Below are 18500 nucleotides of genomic sequence, written 5' to 3'. Positions count from 1 at the left end.
ACTCGATGATGCGCACCGGGATCTTTCTCAACTACACCGACGGTTTCCTGCAGGCGGTGGACCAGGTCGTCGAGCTCGAGAAGGTCGGCGTGGACCTCGCGTTGGTGGCCGAGGCGTACTCCTACGATGCGATCAGCCAGCTCGGCTTTCTGGCGGCGAAGACGTCCAGCATGGAACTGGGCACCGGTGTGGTGCCGATCTACATCCGCACGCCGACGTTGTTGGCGATGTCGGCCGCGGGGCTCGATTACGTCTCCGGCGGCCGCTTCCGGCTGGGCATCGGGACATCGGGCCCGCAGGTGATGGAGGGCTTTCACGGCGTGCCGTTCGACGCGCCGCTGGGGCGCACCCGCGAAGTGGTCGAGATTTGTCGGCAGGTGTGGCGTCGCGAGCGCGTGCAGTTCGAGGGCAAGCATTATCAGATCCCGTTGCCCGCCGATCGGGGCACCGGTCTGGGCAAGCCCTTGCAACTGATCAATCACCCTGTCCGCGATCGTATTCCGATCACGATCGCGGCTCTGGGACCCAAGAACGTCGAACTCACTGCCGAGATCGCCGAGGGTTGGCAGCCGGTGTTCTTCTATCCCGAGCGAGCCGACGATGTGTGGGGTGAGGCGCTGCGGGCGGGGTTCGCCAAACGCGATTCCTCGCTGGGTCCGCTCGACGTGATGGTCAGCGCCCCCTTGGCGATCGGTGAAGATCTCGATGACCGGTTGTCCTGGGTGAAGCCGCAGTTGGCGCTCTACATCGGGGGGATGGGCGCGCGCGGCCGCAACTTCTATCACAACCTGGCCACCCGCTATGGCTACGGCGAGGCGGCCGATGTGATCCAGGATCTCTACCTGTCGGGCAAGAAGACTGAAGCGATCGCCGCGGTGCCGGACGACTTGGTGCGCAACGTGTCTCTGGTCGGGCCGCGCGGATTCGTCAAGGAGCGCATTGCCGCATTCGCCGAAGCCGGTGCGACGACGCTTCTGTTGCAACCGCTTTCCGTCGACCGGCGCGAAACCGTCGGATTCGTCGAGGAATTGCGCAGCCTGCTGCCGTAGCTGATTTCCCGGAAGTGCCGACTCCCCTGTACAGTGTCTGCAGCGGCATCTTCTGTTCTGCCTTTTGCCGCTTCTCGATCGTCATACCGAGCGCCGCGGGTCATCCGCGCCGGGCAGGACGACCACTCTAATCTTTCGGAGCTTTTACTTGTCTGTCGAAATCGTCAGTGGCACAACCGTGCCCACCTTCGCCGACCTCGGTCTCCCGCAGGCCGTCGTCGCCACCCTTTCCGCGAACGGGATCGCGTCACCCTTCCCTATTCAGGCGGCGACGCTGCCTGATTCGTTGGCCGGCCGTGACGTACTCGGCCGCGGTCGCACCGGATCGGGCAAGACCTATGCGTTCCTGTTGCCGGTAGTGACCAGGCTCACTACCAGCCCGGCCAAACGCGTTCCCCGTCGCCCGCGCGCGCTCATCCTCGCGCCCACCCGCGAACTGGCCGCCCAGATCAGCGCGTCCCTGGCGCCGTTGGCAGCGGCCACCAACCTGCGGTCGGTGACGATCATCGGCGGCGTCGGGCCGAATCCCCAGATTCAAGCGCTGCGTGAAGGTGTCGACATCGTGATCGCCTGCCCGGGCCGGTTGGAAGACCATGTCAAGTCACGCCATGCCGACCTCTCGGCGGTTGAGATCACCGTGCTCGACGAGGCGGACCACATGGCCGACCTCGGCTTCTTGCCGCCGGTGAAACGACTGTTGGACAAGACTCCGCGCTCGGGGCAGCGGATGCTGTTCTCGGCGACGCTCGATGGTGGTGTCGATGTTCTCGTGAAGCGGTATCTGACCGATCCCGTTGTGCACAGCGTTGATTCGGAGCAGTCACCGGTCGCCGCCATGGAGCATCACGTATTGCATGTCGACAAGGCGGCACGCCTCAATGTGCTGGCCGACCTGGCCGCGTCACCGGGTCGGACCATCGTGTTCGCACGAACAAAGCACGGTGCGAAAAACCTTGCCCGCCAGTTGAACACACGCGGTGTTCCGGCGGTGGAGTTGCACGGCAACTTGTCACAGAATGCGCGTACCCGAAACCTCACCGCGTTCTCCGACGGCTCGGCCACCGTGCTGGTGGCCACGGACATCGCAGCACGAGGCATCCACGTCAACGACGTGGGCCTGGTCGTACACGCGGACCCGCCCGTCGAGCACAAGGCGTATCTGCACCGGTCGGGCCGGACGGCGCGCGCCGGTGCCGACGGCACGGTGGTGACGTTGATGCTCGATGAGCAGGTGTCGGATGTGCGGCAGCTGACGCGCAAGGCCGGGGTGAAGCCGACGATCACCCGCTTCAGCGGTTCCTCGCACCCGGTACTGCACGAAATCGCTCCCGGCGAGCGGACCTTCGGCAACCCCATCGTCGCCAGCCGGCCCGAGCCCGCGAGGCCACACCAGCCTTCGGCGGCCAGGGGACACCAGCCACGTCGGCGTCGCCCGGCGCGGTCGAGGCGTCGAGCGAACGCCTGACCAAGGGCCGGGCCGGCGACAGTTCTCAATCAGTGGTCGCCAAGCCCGGTGTACTCCGACATTTCGGCTCTTTTGCGAGGTGTGTCCTCCCCGCACCACAAGAATCGGCTGCCAAGATAGACCTATGAGGAGTCCAAGATGAGTGCTCTCTCATGAACGTTGTCTGCCAACTCACCGGCCAGCCCGAAGCGTCCGGAGGTTCCCGCCAAACGCCCGCATAAGCGGCACACCTGTGGGTATCCAGGTTTCACTCTCGAAGGAGATGCAGCTATGAACTCTGATACTTATGGGCTGCAACACAACACCGGAATTTGTGCACACCCCCCGCGGCCACTGGCCTATCGCCGGACAACCACGGGAGCAGGGGTCGCGATGATCCTGAGCCGCGGGCGCCGACGGACTGATCACCGCATGGTTCATCGCTGGTGTGAGCACTGCGGCACGACCCATCGCGATCGATTGGTGACGGCCGAGTGCTTGCGACTACTGGTCAACGGTCCCGACTGGCTGGAATAGGCCCTCGAACCTGCGCGATGTCCGGCTCTGACGCCGAACGTCACTCCCCCACCTGGGGTAGTTCATCGGCGGCGATCTCACACGGTGTCCCGGAATCCGATCCGGCAGGCAGTGGATCGGAAGGCGGTTCCGGCGTGACCGCCAAAGGTTCCGCCGGCAGGGGCTCAGGCGGTGGCGTCGCCGCCGAGTCGTCAGGCGGTGGCGTCGCCGCCGACTCGTCAGGCGGTGGAACATCGGCCTCGCTCGGCGGCTCGGTTGCACAAATTGGCTCGACCGCGGCCGGGTCGCCGGGGGCTTCCGGCACCTCATCGCTGTCCGCCGCTTCATCGGTCTCCTCGTCAGGATCGCCGTCTTCACTGCCGGGCTCGCCGATGTCCGGATCGTCGACATCGAGCGCGTCGTCGATGTCGGACTCGGTCAGCTCCGGCGGCTCGTCAAGCTCCATTGACTCGCCGAGCGCACCATCGCCGAACAATCCGCCCAGCATGTCGCCGAGCTGCTGGCCGAAACGCGATATGCCACTTCCGAAGTCGGGCACTCCCCCGCCCAGGGAGGGCAGCGACGGTGCGGCCGCCGGCTGCGCCATTGCGGCGTCGGTCAGGGGTGCGGCTGGAGGCGACACGACTGGAGAAGGCGCAGCTGGGGGCGCGGCGGCTGGCGGCATCGGCGCCGCAGTCGGCGCCGCAGTCGGCGCGGCAGCGGGCGCCGGTGCAGCGGTCGCGGGCGCCCCCCATACCGCCGGTATGACGGACGCCGACGCGCCCGGCACAGCGCCCGAAACAGGCGCCGCGGTAACGGTTCCCACGGGTGCCGTCGGTACGGCGCCCTCGTTCACCGGCGGCGGAGTCCATGCCGGTCCGATTTCGCCCGGCACATCGAACGTCGCTTCGGCCTCCGAGGCGAGTTCCGCCTGCACCGCTTGGTAAGCCGCCTCCACCGCGTCGACGGCTGCCCGCATCGCCGCAAGCCACTGACCGCCGATCACGTTGTCCACGAACGGCTTCACTTCTTGGTCCACGAGCTCGCTGGCGACCGCCCGGTCCCCGGCGCCCGTAGTGACAGTGTGCGACGCCGCCAGCCAGTCGGCGCGTCGACCCTGCACGCCGTCACCGACGGCCAGCACCGTCGCGACCTTGCCGTCCACGGCCCGCCAAAGGCGGTCGCGCAGATCGGCATAGGCCTGTGCCGCGGTGCGCACGGCCGCGGCCGCGAGGGCGGACGCTTCACTGTGGCGGCGCAGGAACTCCCGAGACGAGTTCGCGCCAGCGCCCTGCCAGGCCGTCATGAGCCTGCCGAGCTGATCCTCCTGGCGAGCGAGCGCGTCGCCGACCGCCGTCGCTGCGGCCCGCAGTGCAACGCAATCGGTGTCAAGCGCACCCAGATCCATGCCTTCTTCGTTGACATACCAGTCGCGCACCTGCGCCGGGTGCGCTGTCAGATCCGGATGCTGGTAGCCCAGAGACTGGCACGCCCGCACGTACTGCTCGATATCGGCGACACCGGGCATCCCGTCCGCCAAACGCGCGGCGACGTCGAACGCTTCGGCCATCCTCAGCCCACCCTGCGTGCGGCGCGCTCATCGGCTTCGGCGTATCGGTCGGCGGAAACCCGTAGCGCTGCGGCGATCTCCGCCGCCGCCCGCGACCATCGCCGCAGTTGGCCCACGACATCCTCGGCCGCGGACCGCACCGCGTCACCATGCGCGACATACGCCCGGCCGGCACCGGCACCGTCAAACACCAAGTCGCTCAGATGCGTCCGCACAGCCCCGTCGACGATGTCGACGACGACCTCATACTGATCCGCGATGCTCAACAACGCGGCGACGTCGACGCGGGACGCGTCCCTTGCTCCCATGTAAAGGTTGGACGCGCAGGGACCCTCGGGGGTTCCCCCTTAGTGTTGAGCGCTGACCTGCTCGGCGACCCGCACCGCCAGTTGCCGTGCGGTGTCTTCGTCGGCCGCCTCGACCATCACGCGTACGACTTGCTCGGTTCCGGACGGGCGCAACAGGATTCGGCCTGTGTCGCCGAGTTGCGCTTCCACCTCGGCGACTGCGGTACGGACCGACGGAGCGTCGGCCACGGTCGCCTTGTCCGCGACCTTGACGTTGATCAGAACCTGGGGCAGGGTCCGCATCGGCTCAGCGAGCACGGCGAGCGGAGTGCGGGTCTGCGCCATTCGCGACATCAACCGCAGCCCGGTGACGATGCCGTCGCCTGTCGTGCCCAAGGCAGGCATGACGATATGTCCGGATTGCTCGCCGCCGAGCGCATACGTCCCGGCGCGCAGTTCCTCCAAGACGTAACGGTCCCCGACGCTGGTGGTGCGGACCTCGACCCCGGCCGCCCGCATCGCCAGATGCAGTCCCAGGTTGCTCATCACGGTCGCCACCAGCGTGTTCGACGTCAGTTCGCCGCTCTCTTGCATGGCGAGGGCGAGGATCACCAGGATCGCGTCGCCGTCGATCACGCGGCCGTGCGCGTCGACGGCAAGGCACCGGTCGGCATCGCCGTCGTGCGCGAGCCCGAGATCGGCACCGTGAGACACGACCGCGGACCTCAGCGTCTCCATGTGGGTCGAGCCGCAGCGGTCGTTGATGTTCAAGCCGTCCGGCGCTGCGTTGATCGTGATGACGTTGGCGCCCGCGGCGCGGTAGGCGTGCGGCGCGGCGGCCGAAGCGGCGCCGTTGGCGCAGTCGACGACGACCGTGAGCTGGTCCAACCTGGTGGTCACGGCCTTGCTGACGTGCCGGAGATAGCGGTCCAGGGCATCCTCGGCATCCACCACGCGCCCGATCCCCGCGCCGGTGGGCCGGTTCACCGGACCCTGGGTGACCAGTTCTTCGATCCGGTCCTCGGTGGCGTCGTCGAGCTTGTGCCCGCCCGGGCCGAAGATCTTGATGCCGTTGTCGGGCATCGGATTGTGCGACGCACTGATCATCACGCCGAAGTCCGCGTCGTAGGCGCTGGTCAGGTAGGCGACCGCCGGCGTCGGCAGTATCCCGACGCGCAGTGCGTCCACACCCTCGCTGGTCAGGCCCGCGATGACGGCCGCTTCGAGCATTTCTCCGCTGGCCCGCGGGTCACGCCCGACGACGGCCACTCGCCTCGCGTGCCCGCCGGAGCTGGCCAACCGGCGCGCCGCCGCGGAGCCGAGCGCCAGCGCCAGCTCAGCGGTCAGGTCCTGGTTGGCGACGCCGCGCACACCGTCGGTGCCGAACAGTCGAGGCATGCCGACAAACTTCTCATACCTGCCCGGCGAAGACACAACCGACGAGGTGATCAACCATCTCTACGTCGAACTGGTACTCGGCCGAGACCCGACAGAAAACACCGCCCGCACCCCTGAGGATGCGGGCGGTGTGCCATCCGGTTTTAGCGAGCCGGACCGCCCGGGGTCGGGTTGCCCGGAGCCTGAGCGGGGCCGCCGCCCGGCGCCTGACCCGATTGACCCGGAGTTCCGGCGTTCTGCGTGAGGTTGATGGGGCCGCCCGTGACGTCGCAGACCGTCTCGGTACCGCCGTCGGCGTCAACCGACTCGGCCAGCACGTTGACCGGTCCGACCTCGAGACCGCAGATCGCGGCAGCCACATTCGCGGCCACGCCGACGTTCACGTCTTCGAGGATGGTCACATCGCCGACAGCGACGTTGACCAGACCGTCCTGCAGGTTCAGCGGCTGGGCCTGGGCAATTCCCAAGCCCGCGGTGAACAGCAGCGATCCTCCCATCACGGCGCCTGCAGACGCCCTCTTCACGATGTTGTGCATGAGATATTCCTTCCTGTCAGGAAGCAGCGGATCCGGCCCCCGACGGGCGAATGCCCCGGTGGCAGGGTCTGCCTGCCCTGGCGCGAAAGGCGCCTCTGCTTCCGGGGGTCTGGGTTCCACGATCAATCGGGAAGTCAAACCGGGATCTTGGAATAAAGATTGCGCGTCGTGGGTATTCTGCGACCGGCTAATTAACTGAGGCGACAATTAGTTCTGGCATACGCCGCAGGTCGGACCCTCTACTCCCACATCGCGTCGCCCCGCGCAGAGCGTTACTCGTGGCCGGTAAATCAATCCCGGCGTCCTTTCGTTGGAAACGAAAACCGCCGGGCATGCGGTGCACACCCGGCGGTTTCGCGGCTTGATCAGCGCTTGCTGTACTGAGGCGCCTTACGGGCCTTCTTCAGGCCGTACTTCTTGCGCTCGATGGCCCGCGGGTCGCGGGTCAGGAAGCCGGCCTTCTTCAGCGCAGGCCGGTCCTCAGGCTGCACCAGGATCAGCGCACGCGCGATGGCCAGGCGCAGCGCGCCCGCCTGACCGGACGGGCCACCACCATCGAGGTGGGCGTAGATGTCGAAGCTTTCCAACCGGTCGACGGTGACCAGCGGGGCCTTGATCAGCTGCTGGTGGACCTTGTTCGGGAAGTAGTCCTCGAGGCTGCGACCGTCGAGGTCGAACTTGCCCGTGCCGGGAACCAGGCGCACCCGGACCACGGCCTCTTTGCGGCGGCCGACGGTCTGGATCGGGCGATCGATGAAGACGGGCTCGCGGGGAGCCGCTTCGACCGCTGCATCGGTCGTTGCTTCGGTGGTGTCAACGGTCGTCTCTGGCTGAGTCACTGGGCCACCTGCTTGATTTCGTACGGAATCGGCTGCTGGGCGGTATGCGGATGATCCGGCCCGACGTAGACCCGCAGCTTCTTCTGGATCTGACGGCCCAGCTTGGTGTGCGGAATCATGCCGAGGATCGCCCTCTCGACGACCCGGTCGGCGTGCTTTTCCATCTCGTCGCCGAGCGAACGCTTGCGCAGCCCGCCGGGATAACCCGAGTGGCGGTAGGCGAACTTCTTCTGCAGCTTGTCGCCGCCGATGGCGACCTTCTCGGCATTGATGACGATGACGAAATCGCCACCGTCGACGTTCGGCGTGAATGTCGGCTTGTGCTTGCCCCGCAGCAGATTCGCTGCCGCGACGGCGAGCCGGCCGAGCACCACGTCGGTGGCGTCGATGACGTACCACGAACGTGTGGTGTCACCCGCCTTCGGCGTGTACGTAGGCACAGCGCTACCTTCCTTTTGCCCTGTCGGGTTTCGAGTCCCGGTGACCGGGTGCCGGTCAGGCGTTTGCGGAGGGGTTGATCTCGGCGACCGACGTTGACCCGAGGACCCGTGCTTACCGCACGCCAACCAGGCAGCTTACCTGCGGGCGTCGTCGCAGGTCAAAACGGTGCCTCGCTGGGCTCGTCCGATCACCGCGAGCCTGACCCGAACATAGGGAAATCCCGGATTCCTTTTCACTTCTACCGCCCTAGCGTCGTCGCGGGGGTGGCAGCAAACCGGCCGTCTCGCATCTGGAAATTCAACATCGCAATGGAGTGAAAATGATTCGTGGCTTGATCGTCGCCGCATTCGTCGTCGCCGCAACCGCGGCCGGCGCTGCGACCGCGTCTGCCGACGTGTACTACGAGGACTGCGACGCAGTTCGAGCTGCCGACACCGATCCAATCCTGCAGGGCCAGGACGGCTACGCGCCGCACCTGGACCGCGATCGCGATGGGGTCGCCTGCGAGTAGGCGGTATGCGCCACCGTGGCCGCTCTCCTCGACCACGGTGGCGCGAACCGTGCGATCCCGGTGGCTCCCCTCCAATTGGAATCGCACAGGCATCTTCCGGGGTCACGACCCCCAAGCGTTCGCGGCGCTGCGGTCGGTCGCGGCGACGTCGTCGGCGCCATCGCGAACCGCATTGCCGAGGCTGACCAGGATCTCGTTGAGCGCGCCGGCCGCCTGCTCCCATCTCGCCTGTTCGACGCGATATGCGTCGGCCGCTTGGCGTGTCCACACTTCCTGCAGCGGCGCGATCTGAGCGCGCAGGTCCTCGAGCGCGCCGTTCAACCGGGCCGACGTGGCGTGGATCTCCTGCCGGACGGTGTACTCGATCTCGTCGAAGTTGTACGACAACACGTGATCCATCACGGCTCCTCTACAGGTGGTTGGCCACCGCACCGATGCGGTGCGAGTGGCTTTGGGTGGCTTCCCGGAGCGTCTGCTCGTTGAGCCGGATCGTTTCGGCGATCCGCTGCAGCGAGGCATGGAGTCTCAGCGATTCGGAGTTCCATCGCTCGACGACATCGCGGAAACGAGTGGCCGCGACGCCGCCCCAGACCGACGGCGGCACCGCGCTCATCCGCCCGATGAACGACTGCAGCATCGCGCGGATCTCCTCATTGCGCGCGTCGGTCTTGTTCGCGACCGAGGCCATCAGGTCGAAATCGGTGTTCAGTGAACCGCCTTGCGGTGTCGTCATGAGCGTCCTTTCGTTTCCTCATTTCGGTTCTGACTGGTACGACGCACCCGGTGCGGGTTCGGTTCCACCGGATTTCAGGCAATTGCACGAGCGGACCGGATCGCCTGGTCGCACACGTCGCGCACCGCGGATTCGCGGCCGGGCGCGCTCTGGCAGCCGATCGCGATCCGGACACGGCCGTCGACGAGCACCGTCCAAGCGACGTGATGGTCTGGACGGAGCTCCCGATAGCTGACAGCGGTTCGGCCGGCCGGGGATCCGGATGCGTCGAACTCGACGAAAACCTCGCCCGGCTCGCCGGCCAGCGCGGCTCGCAACGATGCGGCAGTCTGCGCGAGATCGGTTTCCGGTGGGCCGATCGACTGGGTGAGGTGAAGCCTGACATCGTCATCCGACGGTGAAACCACCTCCAGCCGAGCCGATCCGGGCCCGGACGTGATCCGCTGCGCCGGCCATGCCGCGGGCACCATCATCTCGACGCGGCCCTCCGTCAACAGCGTTGTCGCTGGGGTTGGAGGCTCGGCGGCGCGCCCGCGCAGGGCGAACCCGCCGCACAGCGTCACCGTCGTCACGACGACGCTCGCCATCACCGCTGTGCGATGCCGTCGGCTGCCGCCGGGATCCGGGCCGACATCGCTGGGAGCCGCCTGCCGGGTTGCGGCCCGACGCACCGCATCCTCATCGGCCAGGCGAGCCGAAATGCCGCAGCTACGAAGCCGTTTCAGAACGCCGTCGACCAACCGGCCGGCATGCAGGTTCGCAGGCGCGTCGATCAGCACCGGCCCGGCGAGCCCCACCGCGGCGGTCACCTCCTCGGCGACGTCGCCGTCGTGATTAGCGATGACCACCGCACGCGCGCCGACCCGGGTGACAACGACCAATTCCGGGGCGATCTCGATGACGGTCGCGTGAGTGTCGTTCTGCAGCACCGCAGTGCGCCCGAGCACCTCGACGGTCGCCGCGGCCTGCTCCGCGGCTGCCCGGACCCGGTCGATTCGCGCCCTCGGCCACCAAGTCGGACACACGAGGACGACGGCGTCGGCACCGGCTACCGCCGCACGCATCAGTTCGGCCCACAATCCGGGCACCGACACTGCCTGTTCGACCACCAGCGCCAGGTCGTCGTCGATGGCTTCCAGCGCCGCCGAAACCACCTCCGGCTCAAGGCACGTAGGCGCGCGCACCGTCCTCGGGCCCACTTCGACAACCGGATGGCTCACGGCGGATCGGTCCAGCCGACCTGGATGAGTTGCTCCCCGTCGCGCCGGGTGATCAGCGTGCCGCGCCCCGGTGGCTGCGAAGACGGCCGAACCGAGCCCAGCAGTACGCCGTCGTCGGGGCTTGCACTCATCATCACACCCATGCATCCGAGCTCGCGCATCCTGGCGAGCACGGGATCGAACATCGCTCGCGCGGCACCGCCGGATCGACGGGCCACGATGACGTGTAGCCCAAGGTCTTCGGCGTGCGGGAGAAGATCCGCCAGCGGAGCCAAGGGATTGCCGGTCGACGCGGCCGCCAGGTCGTAGTCGTCGATGACGAGGAAGACCTCGGGGCCTGACCACCACGACCTGTCCCGCAGCTGTTGCTGTGTCACGCTCTCGCCCGGCATGCGTGCCTCCAGCCTGCCGAGCAGTTTGGGCACTCTCGTGGCCAGAGCCGCCGGCGATGCGGCGTATCCGGAGAGGTGCTCGGATTCGACGACACCGAGCAGCGACCGCCTGAAATCGATGATCTCCAGCAGTGCCCGGTCGGCGCCGCGGGTGCGGACGATCTCGTGGCACAGCAGCCGCAACAACGAGGTTTTCCCGCAGCCGGCCTCTCCGAGCACGAGCAGATGCGATTGCTCGGCGAACTCGATTGTGAGTGGCAGCAATTCGCGCTCGCCGATCCCGACCAGCAAGGTACCCACTTGCGGTGCGGCCGGAGCCGACTCGATGAGCTGAGTATGGACCACCAGTGTCGGCAGTAGTTCGATGCGCGGCGCGCGCTGGCCCGCCCATCGCTGCAAATGCCGATCGACGGTCGCAGTGATCGCGTCGCGCAGACCGGCCACACCGCACACGCCGTCCCAGCGAGCCAGCGCAATGACCATCTCTCGGCCGTCGGCGGTAATGCCGCGTCCCGGCGGCGCGTTGGTCAGCGCGCGTGCCCGCCGACGATCCATCTCCGACTCAGCAGGGTCCCCGAGCCGCAGTTCGATTCGGGTCGCGATCTGGTCTTTGAGCGCCGGGCGAAGTTCGGCCCATCGCGAGGCGGTGACGATCAGGTGCACGCCGAATGCGAGTCCCTGTGCCGCGATGGCGGTGATCTGCGCCTCCAGATTCTCGAACTGCTGACGCAGGTGCGCCCACCCGTCGACAACGAGGAACACGTCGCCGTAGGGGTCGTCGGTCGCAGCCGGGTCGCCTGCGGCACGCCGTGCGCGATAGTCGGTCATCGAATCGACTCCCATCCGGCGAAACCGTTCCTCCCGCGCCCGGATCAGCGATTCGACCACCGCCACCGTGCGGCGACACAGCTCCGTATCGGCTCGACCAGACACCGATCCGACATGCGGAAGTGTCCCGAGTCCCGCCAGCGCACCGCCGCCGAAATCCAAGCAGTAGAAGCCGATCTCGGTGGGCCCGTGCACCTCCGCGAGAGCCAGCATCAGCGTCCGCACTGCCGTCGACTTGCCCGACTGGGACGCACCGACCACCGCGACGTTGCCCGCCGCCTCGGCCAGGTGCGCGACCAGCACATCGTGGCGCTGTTGAAAAGGGCTGTCCACCAGTCCGATCGGCACACTGAGCCGGCACTGCGAATCGGGATACGTGAGTACGTCCAGCGTCGGCGACGCGGCCAGCGGCGGCAACCACACCGGGTGCGCGTCGGTTCCCCGCCCGCCGACTCGGTCCAACACCGCGTCCAACAGCGTCGGCGCCGGGAGGCGGTGCTCGGGCCCGGCATCGCGCGCGGTGACCGGTGTGACGGGCGCCGCTGTGAACAGCATCGGCCCGGGCGCTTCGGCCCGGTGTTCGTGCTGCGGTTGCGGGCACCGTCCGGAGACGAAGGCGGTCTGGAACCGGATCAGCTCACCGGCAGCGGTTTTCAACAAGGCTGCACCAGGTGTGGCGGGCAGGGAATGGGCATCGGCGACGCCGAGCACGGCGCGGGACTCACTGGCGGAGAAGGTCTTGAGGCAGATCCGGTAAGACAGATGCGTGTCCAGGCCGCGCAGCCTGCCCTCGTCGAGCCGCTGACTCGCCAACAGCAGGTGTATGCCCAGCGATCGGCCCAGCCTGCCGATCGCCCCGAACAGCTCGGCGAAGTCGGGATGGTGGCTGAGCAGTTCGGAGAACTCGTCGACGACGATGAACAGCGCGGGCAATGGCGGCAGCGGGACACCGCGCGACCGAGCCCGCGAATACTCCGTCACGTTGACGAAATTGCCTGCCGTGCGCAGCAACTCCTGTCTGCGATGCACCTCGCCGGCGAGCGCATCGTTCATCCGGGCGACCAGATGAGCCGCGTCGGCGAGGTTCGTGATCACCGCAGCCACATGTCGTGCCCGCTCCAGCCCGAGGAACGTCGCGCCGCCCTTGAAATCGACCAGCACGAGGTTGAGGGCGTCGGGCGGGTGGCTGGTGATCATGCCGAGCACCAAAGTGCGCAACAGCTCCGACTTCCCGGAACCGGTGGCGCCGACACACAGCCCGTGCGGGCCGATGCCGTTGCGGGCGGCTTCGTTGATGTCGATCAGCACCGGCGCGCCGTCGTCCGTGACGCCGATCGGCACCGGTCGGATCTCATCGGTTCGGAGCCAGTGCTTTTCGGCGCTGATCTGGCCGGGCATCTCGACGTCGAACAGGGCGAGCCAGCCACGCGCCGTCGAGGCACGGTACGCACCGTTAGCCGGGAGCGTGTCGAGTCGGGTAGCCGCCAGCCGCCGTGCGCACACGAGCGCCTGCGCCGGTGTCAATGAGTCCGGCCGGCAGATCACTTGATGCCCATCGGCGGAGTTCAGGCTCAGCCGGTCGGGATCGATGCTCACAGTCAACGCGGTTGACCGCGCCTCGGCCGATGTGGCACCGATTGCGATGACGGTGACGTTGCGGGCCGAGGTCAGCCGTTCGGCGTCCGTTACCGGTGCACCGTCGGCGATCACCAGGATGTGCCGGTCCGCTGTACTCGCGTCGATGTCCCCCGGGTGCCGGTGATGCGGCAGCCATTTGAGCCAATCCCAGCCGTCACGCGTCGGCGGGGCGGTGACTGCGGCGATCGTCACCAGGTGAGCTCCGTGAAGCGCCGCCAGCTGACACACCATCGCCCGCACGAGTCCTCGCGCAAGCTGTTCGTCGCCGCCGACCGCGATGACGGCGTGTTGCCGCAGTGCCAGCGCGATCGGCACCTGCTCGACGACCGAACGCCGTCGAATCAGCGAGCGCACGGCGGACACCGTCACGGGATCCCGGTCGTCGACGGCACCGAGGTCGGGCTCCAACAGAGGCGCCGACAGTTCCTGGTCACCGATGCCCACCCGGACACAGCAGAAGTCGTCATCGTCCGGTCTGCGCTCGGCAATCCGGTCGTGTGCCAACGTCCACAACGAGTCGGGGGCGGGATGGCGCCGGTGTTGTGACCGGTGCTGGTCGATCGCGGTGGTCACGACGTCGTCATCGAGACAGTCGAGGTAGCGCAGATACTTTCGTCGATTCCCGTCGATCTCGGTGGTTCGGCCGACGCCGCCGGGGGCGCCGTAGGCCACCGTCCCGAGCACCGACATGATCATCATCACCGGAAAGAACATGAACATCGGGCTGCGGCTCGTCCCCGTCCCCGTCCCCGTCGTGAAGTAGACGGCCATCATGCCGATCGCCGCGACCAGCATCGCCACCGGCAACAGGCGCGCGACGGGATTGCTCGGCACCTCTTTCGGAAGCGCCGGAGGCGGTTTCACCACGACGCCGCGCGTCTCACGGTAAGGCTCCATCGATGAAGTGGACGCGGCGGGCACCGATTCGGTTCCATCCCCAACAAAGAAAGCTGCTGCGCGTGCGACCTCGTTGACTGCGTTACGGTGAGCGCACCGGCGTCATTCGGGGGGATGCGATGCCTGATTCACTGTGCCGAGTCACCGTTCACGTCGGCGACGGAAACACGATGGCGACAATCGATCTCGCGTTGCCAAGCGGCGCCATTCTCGGCGATATGCTGCCGTCGATCGTCGAGCTCGTCCGTCCGGATCACCGACTGGCGTGGACCGGCGGACGCTGGCGCCTTCGCCGCGTCGGTGCACCGCCGCTGGACGAGTCGCTGACACTGCAGGACAACCAGATTCGCAATGGCGAGCTGTTGTGGCTCACCACTGACGACGTCCCGGCGCCCGTCTTCCTCGACCGCGACTCGAGTCGTACGGTCGCCAGGCTCGGGCCTTCGAGCGCGACCGTGCCCGCGCAGTTGTGTGTCGGCGGCACCCTTGCCGCCGCATGTATCGGGGCCGCCGCGATCATCTGGTCGGCGCGCTCCACCGGGGGTCCGGGACCGCTCGTCACCGCCGCCGCCTTGACCGCCGCAGTGGTCGGGGCTGGGCATCTGGCTCGACGCGCACACCCCGAGACGTCGCTTTTCATCGCTCTCAGTGCGATTGCGGTGATACTGGCCGCGGCCACTGGTGTGGTGGCCGTGCCCGCCGGACCGCCTGCCGCGCACCTGCTGCTGTCGTCTGCCGCGGCACTGTCCGTGGCGGTGCTACAACTCCGGTTCGCCAACCGCGGCCACACCGAGTTGACCGTCTGCGCCACCGCCGCGCTGCTGTGCACCGCAGCCTCGGCGACCGCTATCGCCTGCAATCTCGACGCCGCCGCCTCAGGCGCATTGCTCGCGACGCTGGCGCTCGCGGCGTTGAGTTCGGCTCCGCGGGTGGCGATCCTGGTCACCCGCATCGGTCCCGCGCCGCCGGACGACGACAACGATCCTCCGACCCCCGTTGCGCAGCGCCGCGCGATGCTCGCCCACGACACGTTGACCGGTATCGTGATCGGCGCGTCGCTGGCCGCGGCGACCGGTACCGCGCTCGTCGGCTGTACCGCCGGTGAGCGTCACTTCCCGGTCGCCGCAACGGTATTCGTCATTGTCGTCGGGGTGACGCTGCTGCTACGCACCCGTACCCACGTCGGAGTCGGTCGGCGTTGCGCATTGGCGGTCTGCGGGTTCGCCAGCGCGGCCATCGGTTTCGCGCTGATGGCGATGGCGGCACCGCAGCACGCGCACTGGGTCGGCGCGCTGGCCGTCGTCGCGGGCGCGGGCGCCCTGCTGCCCCGTGTCGGTATCACGCCGAGCCTTGCCGTTCGCCGCGCCGCCGAAGTTGTCGAGTATCTGGCGTTGGCGGCGGTGATACCGCTGGCCTGCTGGATCGCCGGTGTGTTCGACCTCGTCCGCAACTTGGCACTCACGTGAGGTGCACCGTCAAGCGGGTACTGCGCATCGTCCTCGCCGCGGCATTCGTCTCCGCGCCATGGGCCGGCACCTTCCAGGCGGCCGCGATAACGCCGCCGACAGTTGACGATTCGCGGCTCCCGAACCCGGGATCTCCCGTACCGCCGCGGCGCACCGAGCAGACGGAACAATGCGTGGCCGCCAACGGTGTCTCCGTCGAGAACGACGTCGGTGATCAACTCGACGACCTGGACATGCAGTCTGTGTGGCGGCTGTCCCGCGGCGCGGGTCAGACCGTCGCGGTGATCGACACCGGGGTGTCCCGACACCGGCTGTTGCCTCATCTCGTTCCCGGCGGCGATTTCGTGTCGAGTGGCGACGGCACCGAGGACTGCGACGGCCACGGCACGATCGTCGCAGGAATCGTCGGCGCGGCCCCGGATCCGGACACGGCGCACCGCTTCAGCGGTATCGCACCGGACGCCACGATCATCGGTATCCGCCAGTCCAGCAACAAGTTCAGGGCCGCCGACGATCCGGGCGGGTCCGGTTTCGGTGACGTCGACACCCTCGCCGGGGCGGTTCGCACTGCGGCGGACATGGGTGCGACCGTCATCAACGTCTCCACCGTCGCATGTGTGGCGGTTGACGCGAAACTCGATGACCGGGCTCTGGGCGCCGCACTGGCGTATGCGGTCGAGGTGAAGAACGTCGTGGTGGTGGCCGCCGCGGGCAACGTCGGTGCGCCCGGACAATGCCCACACCAGAATTCCATCCGGCCGGGCCGGCCCGACTGGAACGACGTCAAAGCGGTGGTGAGCCCGGCGTGGTACGACGACTACGTCCTCACGGTCGGATCGATCGCCCCGAACGGACGGCCCTCCGAGTTCAGCCTCGCGGGACCTTGGGTCGACGTCGCCGCCCCGGGCGAGCGGGTGGTGTCGCTTGATCGCGATGGCGAGGGCCTGACCGCAGCGTTGCCGACGGCCACGGGCGAGAAGCCGCTCGCTGGAACCAGTTACGCCGCACCCGTGGTCGCGGGCGTGGTCGCGATTCTGCGGTCGCTTTCGCCGGAGTTGACCGCCCGACAGGTGATGCGACGCATCGAGGAAACCGCGCGCCACCCCGCCGCCGGGTGGGATCCCGTCGTCGGCCACGGGGTCGTCGACGCGCTGGGCGCGGTGACGGGTGGGTCCCCGCCCGTCACGGATCCGGACCGCGCGCCAGTCGTGTCGGTTCCGGCACCCGCGCTGCATGACGGCCGGTCCGCCGACATCGCGGTCCGCGGCGCCGCGATCTGCCTTGGAGTCGTCGTTGCAGTGATCGCAACGACGCTGTCGGGTAAGCGGTTACGGGGCTTTCAGGCCATCCCGCGCGACTGAGGCGGCCGCGACACTGAGTTCCGGTCCTCGTGGCAATCGTGCCAGCAGCGGCCACGGTGCCGGTACCGGCTCTCCGATCAGGCCGAGCCGCTTGGCCGTTTCCTCGTCGCGGATACCGAACACCACACCGGCGTCGTTGACCAGGTAGAGCGTTCCGTTCCGTGCCCCGTCGCCGCTCACGCCGACCGCTCGCACATACGCGCTGCGTCCCTCGCCCATCGAGAAACGGTCGATCCCGGCGCCCGCCGCGTCGGACTGCGCCAGCTGTACCGGAGGTGGGTTGCCTTCCAGGGGAAGGGAGCCGACGGTGACGGTCGCGGTAGCGACGGACGTCGAGCCGGCCGACCACCGCCACTGCCCGCACAGCACCGGATCATCCGCCGTACCCACGCGTTCGGGAAACTCGCCGATCGGCAGGTCGTCGACTACCGGCACAGCGCCGATGGCACCCGGTTCGACGGTGACGATTTCGTGCCCATCCTGCGCCTGACTGAATCTGATGAGATCGGCCGCCACCACGCCTATCCGCTGCACTCCCGCCGTGAGTACCACATAGAGTTCCTCCGAATCGGCGCGTGATACGCGCACCACAGTGCCCACCCGCAACCCGTGCAGGGGTGCGGGCCCGGTCGAACCGGAATTGCGGATGTGTGGCGCGGCGATCTCGGGGACCTCGGGCAGGGCGTCCAGAAGCGCGCGTGAAACGGGTCGGGGCGCAATGCCGTCGAGCCTGAGCGCGCGGATCACCGCGGGGTTGCGCAGATCTACTTTCGCGCGCCGCCCGTCGAACAGCAGATAGGTCGCCGCGGCACCTTCGCCTGCGGCACCGACGAGTACGTTTCGGCGCGCGGTCGGCAGCTCGTCGACGGGTCCGGCCAGCACCGTGGTTGTCGACGATCCGTCGTCGCAGACGAGCCAACCGGATTCGTCGCCGGTCAGTGGCGCGGCGATCGTGTCGGGTGCACCCGGGATGCCGAGCATCGCGCCGCGTGGTGCGGTCTCGACGGCTGACGCGCTGACAAGCCGGGGCTTGTCGGACGAACCGGTGATCAACCGCGCCGATGCCATGTTCAGCACTGGATGCAGCGTGGGGCCGACCCGGACGTACAGGGCGCCGGTGTCGCGCACCATGACGATCGGGACGTCGCCGAGCGCTGCTCGTGGCGAAAGGAACGCGAGAACGGCGCATGCCCCGATCGCGATGACCGCGAGCACGCCGCCGACCAGCAGGGAAAGCGCCTGCGCGCGCATCGGATCGTCGAGCATCCCGACATCACCGCGCACAAGAGCGTGTTCCATCCGCCGCAGCAGAAACCGGTGTCCGCTGATCTGCAGTTTTGTGGTCGACCGCCCCGTCATCACTCCCCCCGCGGT

At 67.9% G+C, this 18500-nt stretch carries 16 protein-coding genes; 5 read left to right on the top strand and 11 right to left on the bottom strand.

The window, feature by feature from the left end; translation table 11 throughout:
- The first annotated feature begins 8 nt into the window (after positions 1–8).
- Together AU185_RS20525 and AU185_RS20520 are read left to right on the top strand one after the other, a co-directional pair.
- A complete protein-coding gene (locus tag AU185_RS20525) occupies positions 9–1049 on the top strand; it encodes an LLM class F420-dependent oxidoreductase (protein WP_059101418.1) in 1041 nt (346 codons plus the stop codon).
- A 178-nt stretch (positions 1050–1227) separates the two neighbouring features.
- Positions 1228–2514 (top strand): DEAD/DEAH box helicase, encoded by a 1287-nt coding sequence (locus tag AU185_RS20520; RefSeq protein WP_059101417.1) that lies wholly within the window; start codon positions 1228–1230, stop codon positions 2512–2514.
- Between the two features lie 556 nt (positions 2515–3070).
- Here AU185_RS20520 and AU185_RS20515 read toward each other — a convergent pair.
- The 6 genes from AU185_RS20515 to rplM form a co-directional block, all read right to left on the bottom strand.
- Positions 3071–4579 carry a hypothetical protein gene (locus AU185_RS20515; protein ID WP_059101416.1) on the bottom strand — a complete coding sequence of 503 codons (1509 nt, stop codon included), beginning with the start codon at positions 4577–4579 and terminating at the stop codon, positions 3071–3073.
- A 2-nt stretch (positions 4580–4581) separates the two neighbouring features.
- On the bottom strand, positions 4582–4887 hold the full coding sequence (locus tag AU185_RS20510) for a type VII secretion target (protein WP_059101415.1): 306 nt from the start codon (positions 4885–4887) through the stop codon (positions 4582–4584).
- 39 nt (positions 4888–4926) lie between these two features.
- Positions 4927–6264: a phosphoglucosamine mutase gene (glmM, locus tag AU185_RS20505; protein WP_059101535.1), complete on the bottom strand. Its 1338-nt coding sequence runs from the start codon at positions 6262–6264 to the stop codon at positions 4927–4929.
- Between the two features lie 143 nt (positions 6265–6407).
- Positions 6408–6800, bottom strand: a complete 393-nt coding sequence (locus AU185_RS20500; protein WP_059101414.1) for a hypothetical protein — start codon at positions 6798–6800, stop codon at positions 6408–6410.
- A 365-nt stretch (positions 6801–7165) separates the two neighbouring features.
- A complete protein-coding gene (gene rpsI, locus AU185_RS20495) occupies positions 7166–7639 on the bottom strand; it encodes a 30S ribosomal protein S9 (RefSeq protein WP_082683995.1) in 474 nt (157 codons plus the stop codon).
- Entirely contained in the window at positions 7636–8079 is a 444-nt protein-coding gene (gene rplM, locus AU185_RS20490) for a 50S ribosomal protein L13 (protein ID WP_059101413.1), read from the bottom strand. The genes rpsI and rplM overlap by 4 nt, the downstream gene beginning before the upstream one ends.
- A 320-nt stretch (positions 8080–8399) precedes the next feature.
- Between rplM and AU185_RS20485 the strand changes: the two genes are divergently transcribed.
- The gene (locus tag AU185_RS20485; protein ID WP_059101412.1) at positions 8400–8591 is read left to right on the top strand and encodes an excalibur calcium-binding domain-containing protein; all 192 of its coding nucleotides are present in this window, start codon (positions 8400–8402) and stop codon (positions 8589–8591) included.
- 102 nt (positions 8592–8693) lie between these two features.
- Here the strand turns inward: AU185_RS20485 and AU185_RS20480 are convergent, their stop codons facing one another.
- The 4 genes from AU185_RS20480 to eccCa all read right to left on the bottom strand — a co-directional run bounded on the left by AU185_RS20480 (position 8694) and on the right by eccCa (position 14299).
- Positions 8694–8990, bottom strand: coding sequence for a WXG100 family type VII secretion target (locus AU185_RS20480; RefSeq protein WP_059101411.1), 297 nt, complete (start codon positions 8988–8990; stop codon positions 8694–8696).
- Between the two features lie 10 nt (positions 8991–9000).
- Positions 9001–9324 carry a WXG100 family type VII secretion target gene (locus AU185_RS20475; RefSeq protein ID WP_059101410.1) on the bottom strand — a complete coding sequence of 108 codons (324 nt, stop codon included), beginning with the start codon at positions 9322–9324 and terminating at the stop codon, positions 9001–9003.
- 74 nt (positions 9325–9398) lie between these two features.
- Positions 9399–10544, bottom strand: a complete 1146-nt coding sequence (locus tag AU185_RS20470) for a type VII secretion-associated protein (protein ID WP_156425610.1) — start codon at positions 10542–10544, stop codon at positions 9399–9401.
- A complete protein-coding gene (eccCa, locus tag AU185_RS20465) occupies positions 10541–14299 on the bottom strand; it encodes a type VII secretion protein EccCa (RefSeq protein ID WP_059101408.1) in 3759 nt (1252 codons plus the stop codon). The genes AU185_RS20470 and eccCa overlap by 4 nt, the downstream gene beginning before the upstream one ends.
- Before the next feature lie 119 nt (positions 14300–14418).
- Between eccCa and eccD the strand changes: the two genes are divergently transcribed.
- Positions 14419–15765 carry a type VII secretion integral membrane protein EccD gene (eccD, locus tag AU185_RS20460; RefSeq protein ID WP_059101407.1) on the top strand — a complete coding sequence of 449 codons (1347 nt, stop codon included), beginning with the start codon at positions 14419–14421 and terminating at the stop codon, positions 15763–15765.
- A complete protein-coding gene (gene mycP, locus AU185_RS20455) occupies positions 15762–17126 on the top strand; it encodes a type VII secretion-associated serine protease mycosin (protein WP_502687997.1) in 1365 nt (454 codons plus the stop codon). The genes eccD and mycP overlap by 4 nt, the downstream gene beginning before the upstream one ends.
- Here mycP and eccB read toward each other — a convergent pair.
- Entirely contained in the window at positions 17094–18485 is a 1392-nt protein-coding gene (gene eccB / locus AU185_RS20450; RefSeq protein ID WP_059101406.1) for a type VII secretion protein EccB, read from the bottom strand. The genes mycP and eccB overlap by 33 nt on opposite strands.
- Positions 18486–18500 lie beyond the last annotated feature (15 nt).

It is taken from the genome of Mycobacterium sp. GA-0227b, from assembly GCF_001499855.1.
In the GTDB taxonomy this organism is placed as follows: Bacteria; Actinomycetota; Actinomycetes; order Mycobacteriales; family Mycobacteriaceae; genus Mycobacterium.
The sequence above is the reverse complement of the archived record's forward strand: the minus strand, read 5'-3'. Positions and strand labels throughout refer to the sequence as shown.

Bases quoted from the DNA above. Each gene is read 5' to 3' on its own strand.
- AU185_RS20510 (WP_059101415.1), bottom strand. From the start codon at position 4,887: ATGGGAGCAAGGGACGCGTCCCGCGTCGACGTCGCCGCGTTGTTGAGC.
- glmM (WP_059101535.1), bottom strand. From the start codon at position 6,264: ATGCCTCGACTGTTCGGCACCGACGGTGTGCGCGGCGTCGCCAACCAG.
- eccCa (WP_059101408.1), bottom strand. From the start codon at position 14,299: ATGGAGCCTTACCGTGAGACGCGCGGCGTCGTGGTGAAACCGCCTCCG.
- AU185_RS20515 (WP_059101416.1), bottom strand. From the start codon at position 4,579: ATGGCCGAAGCGTTCGACGTCGCCGCGCGTTTGGCGGACGGGATGCCC.
- AU185_RS20525 (WP_059101418.1), top strand. From the start codon at position 9: ATGCGCACCGGGATCTTTCTCAACTACACCGACGGTTTCCTGCAGGCG.
- AU185_RS20480 (WP_059101411.1), bottom strand. From the start codon at position 8,990: ATGGATCACGTGTTGTCGTACAACTTCGACGAGATCGAGTACACCGTC.
- eccD (WP_059101407.1), top strand. From the start codon at position 14,419: ATGCCTGATTCACTGTGCCGAGTCACCGTTCACGTCGGCGACGGAAAC.
- AU185_RS20485 (WP_059101412.1), top strand. From the start codon at position 8,400: ATGATTCGTGGCTTGATCGTCGCCGCATTCGTCGTCGCCGCAACCGCG.
- AU185_RS20500 (WP_059101414.1), bottom strand. From the start codon at position 6,800: ATGCACAACATCGTGAAGAGGGCGTCTGCAGGCGCCGTGATGGGAGGA.
- eccB (WP_059101406.1), bottom strand. From the start codon at position 18,485: ATGACGGGGCGGTCGACCACAAAACTGCAGATCAGCGGACACCGGTTT.
- AU185_RS20475 (WP_059101410.1), bottom strand. From the start codon at position 9,324: ATGACGACACCGCAAGGCGGTTCACTGAACACCGATTTCGACCTGATG.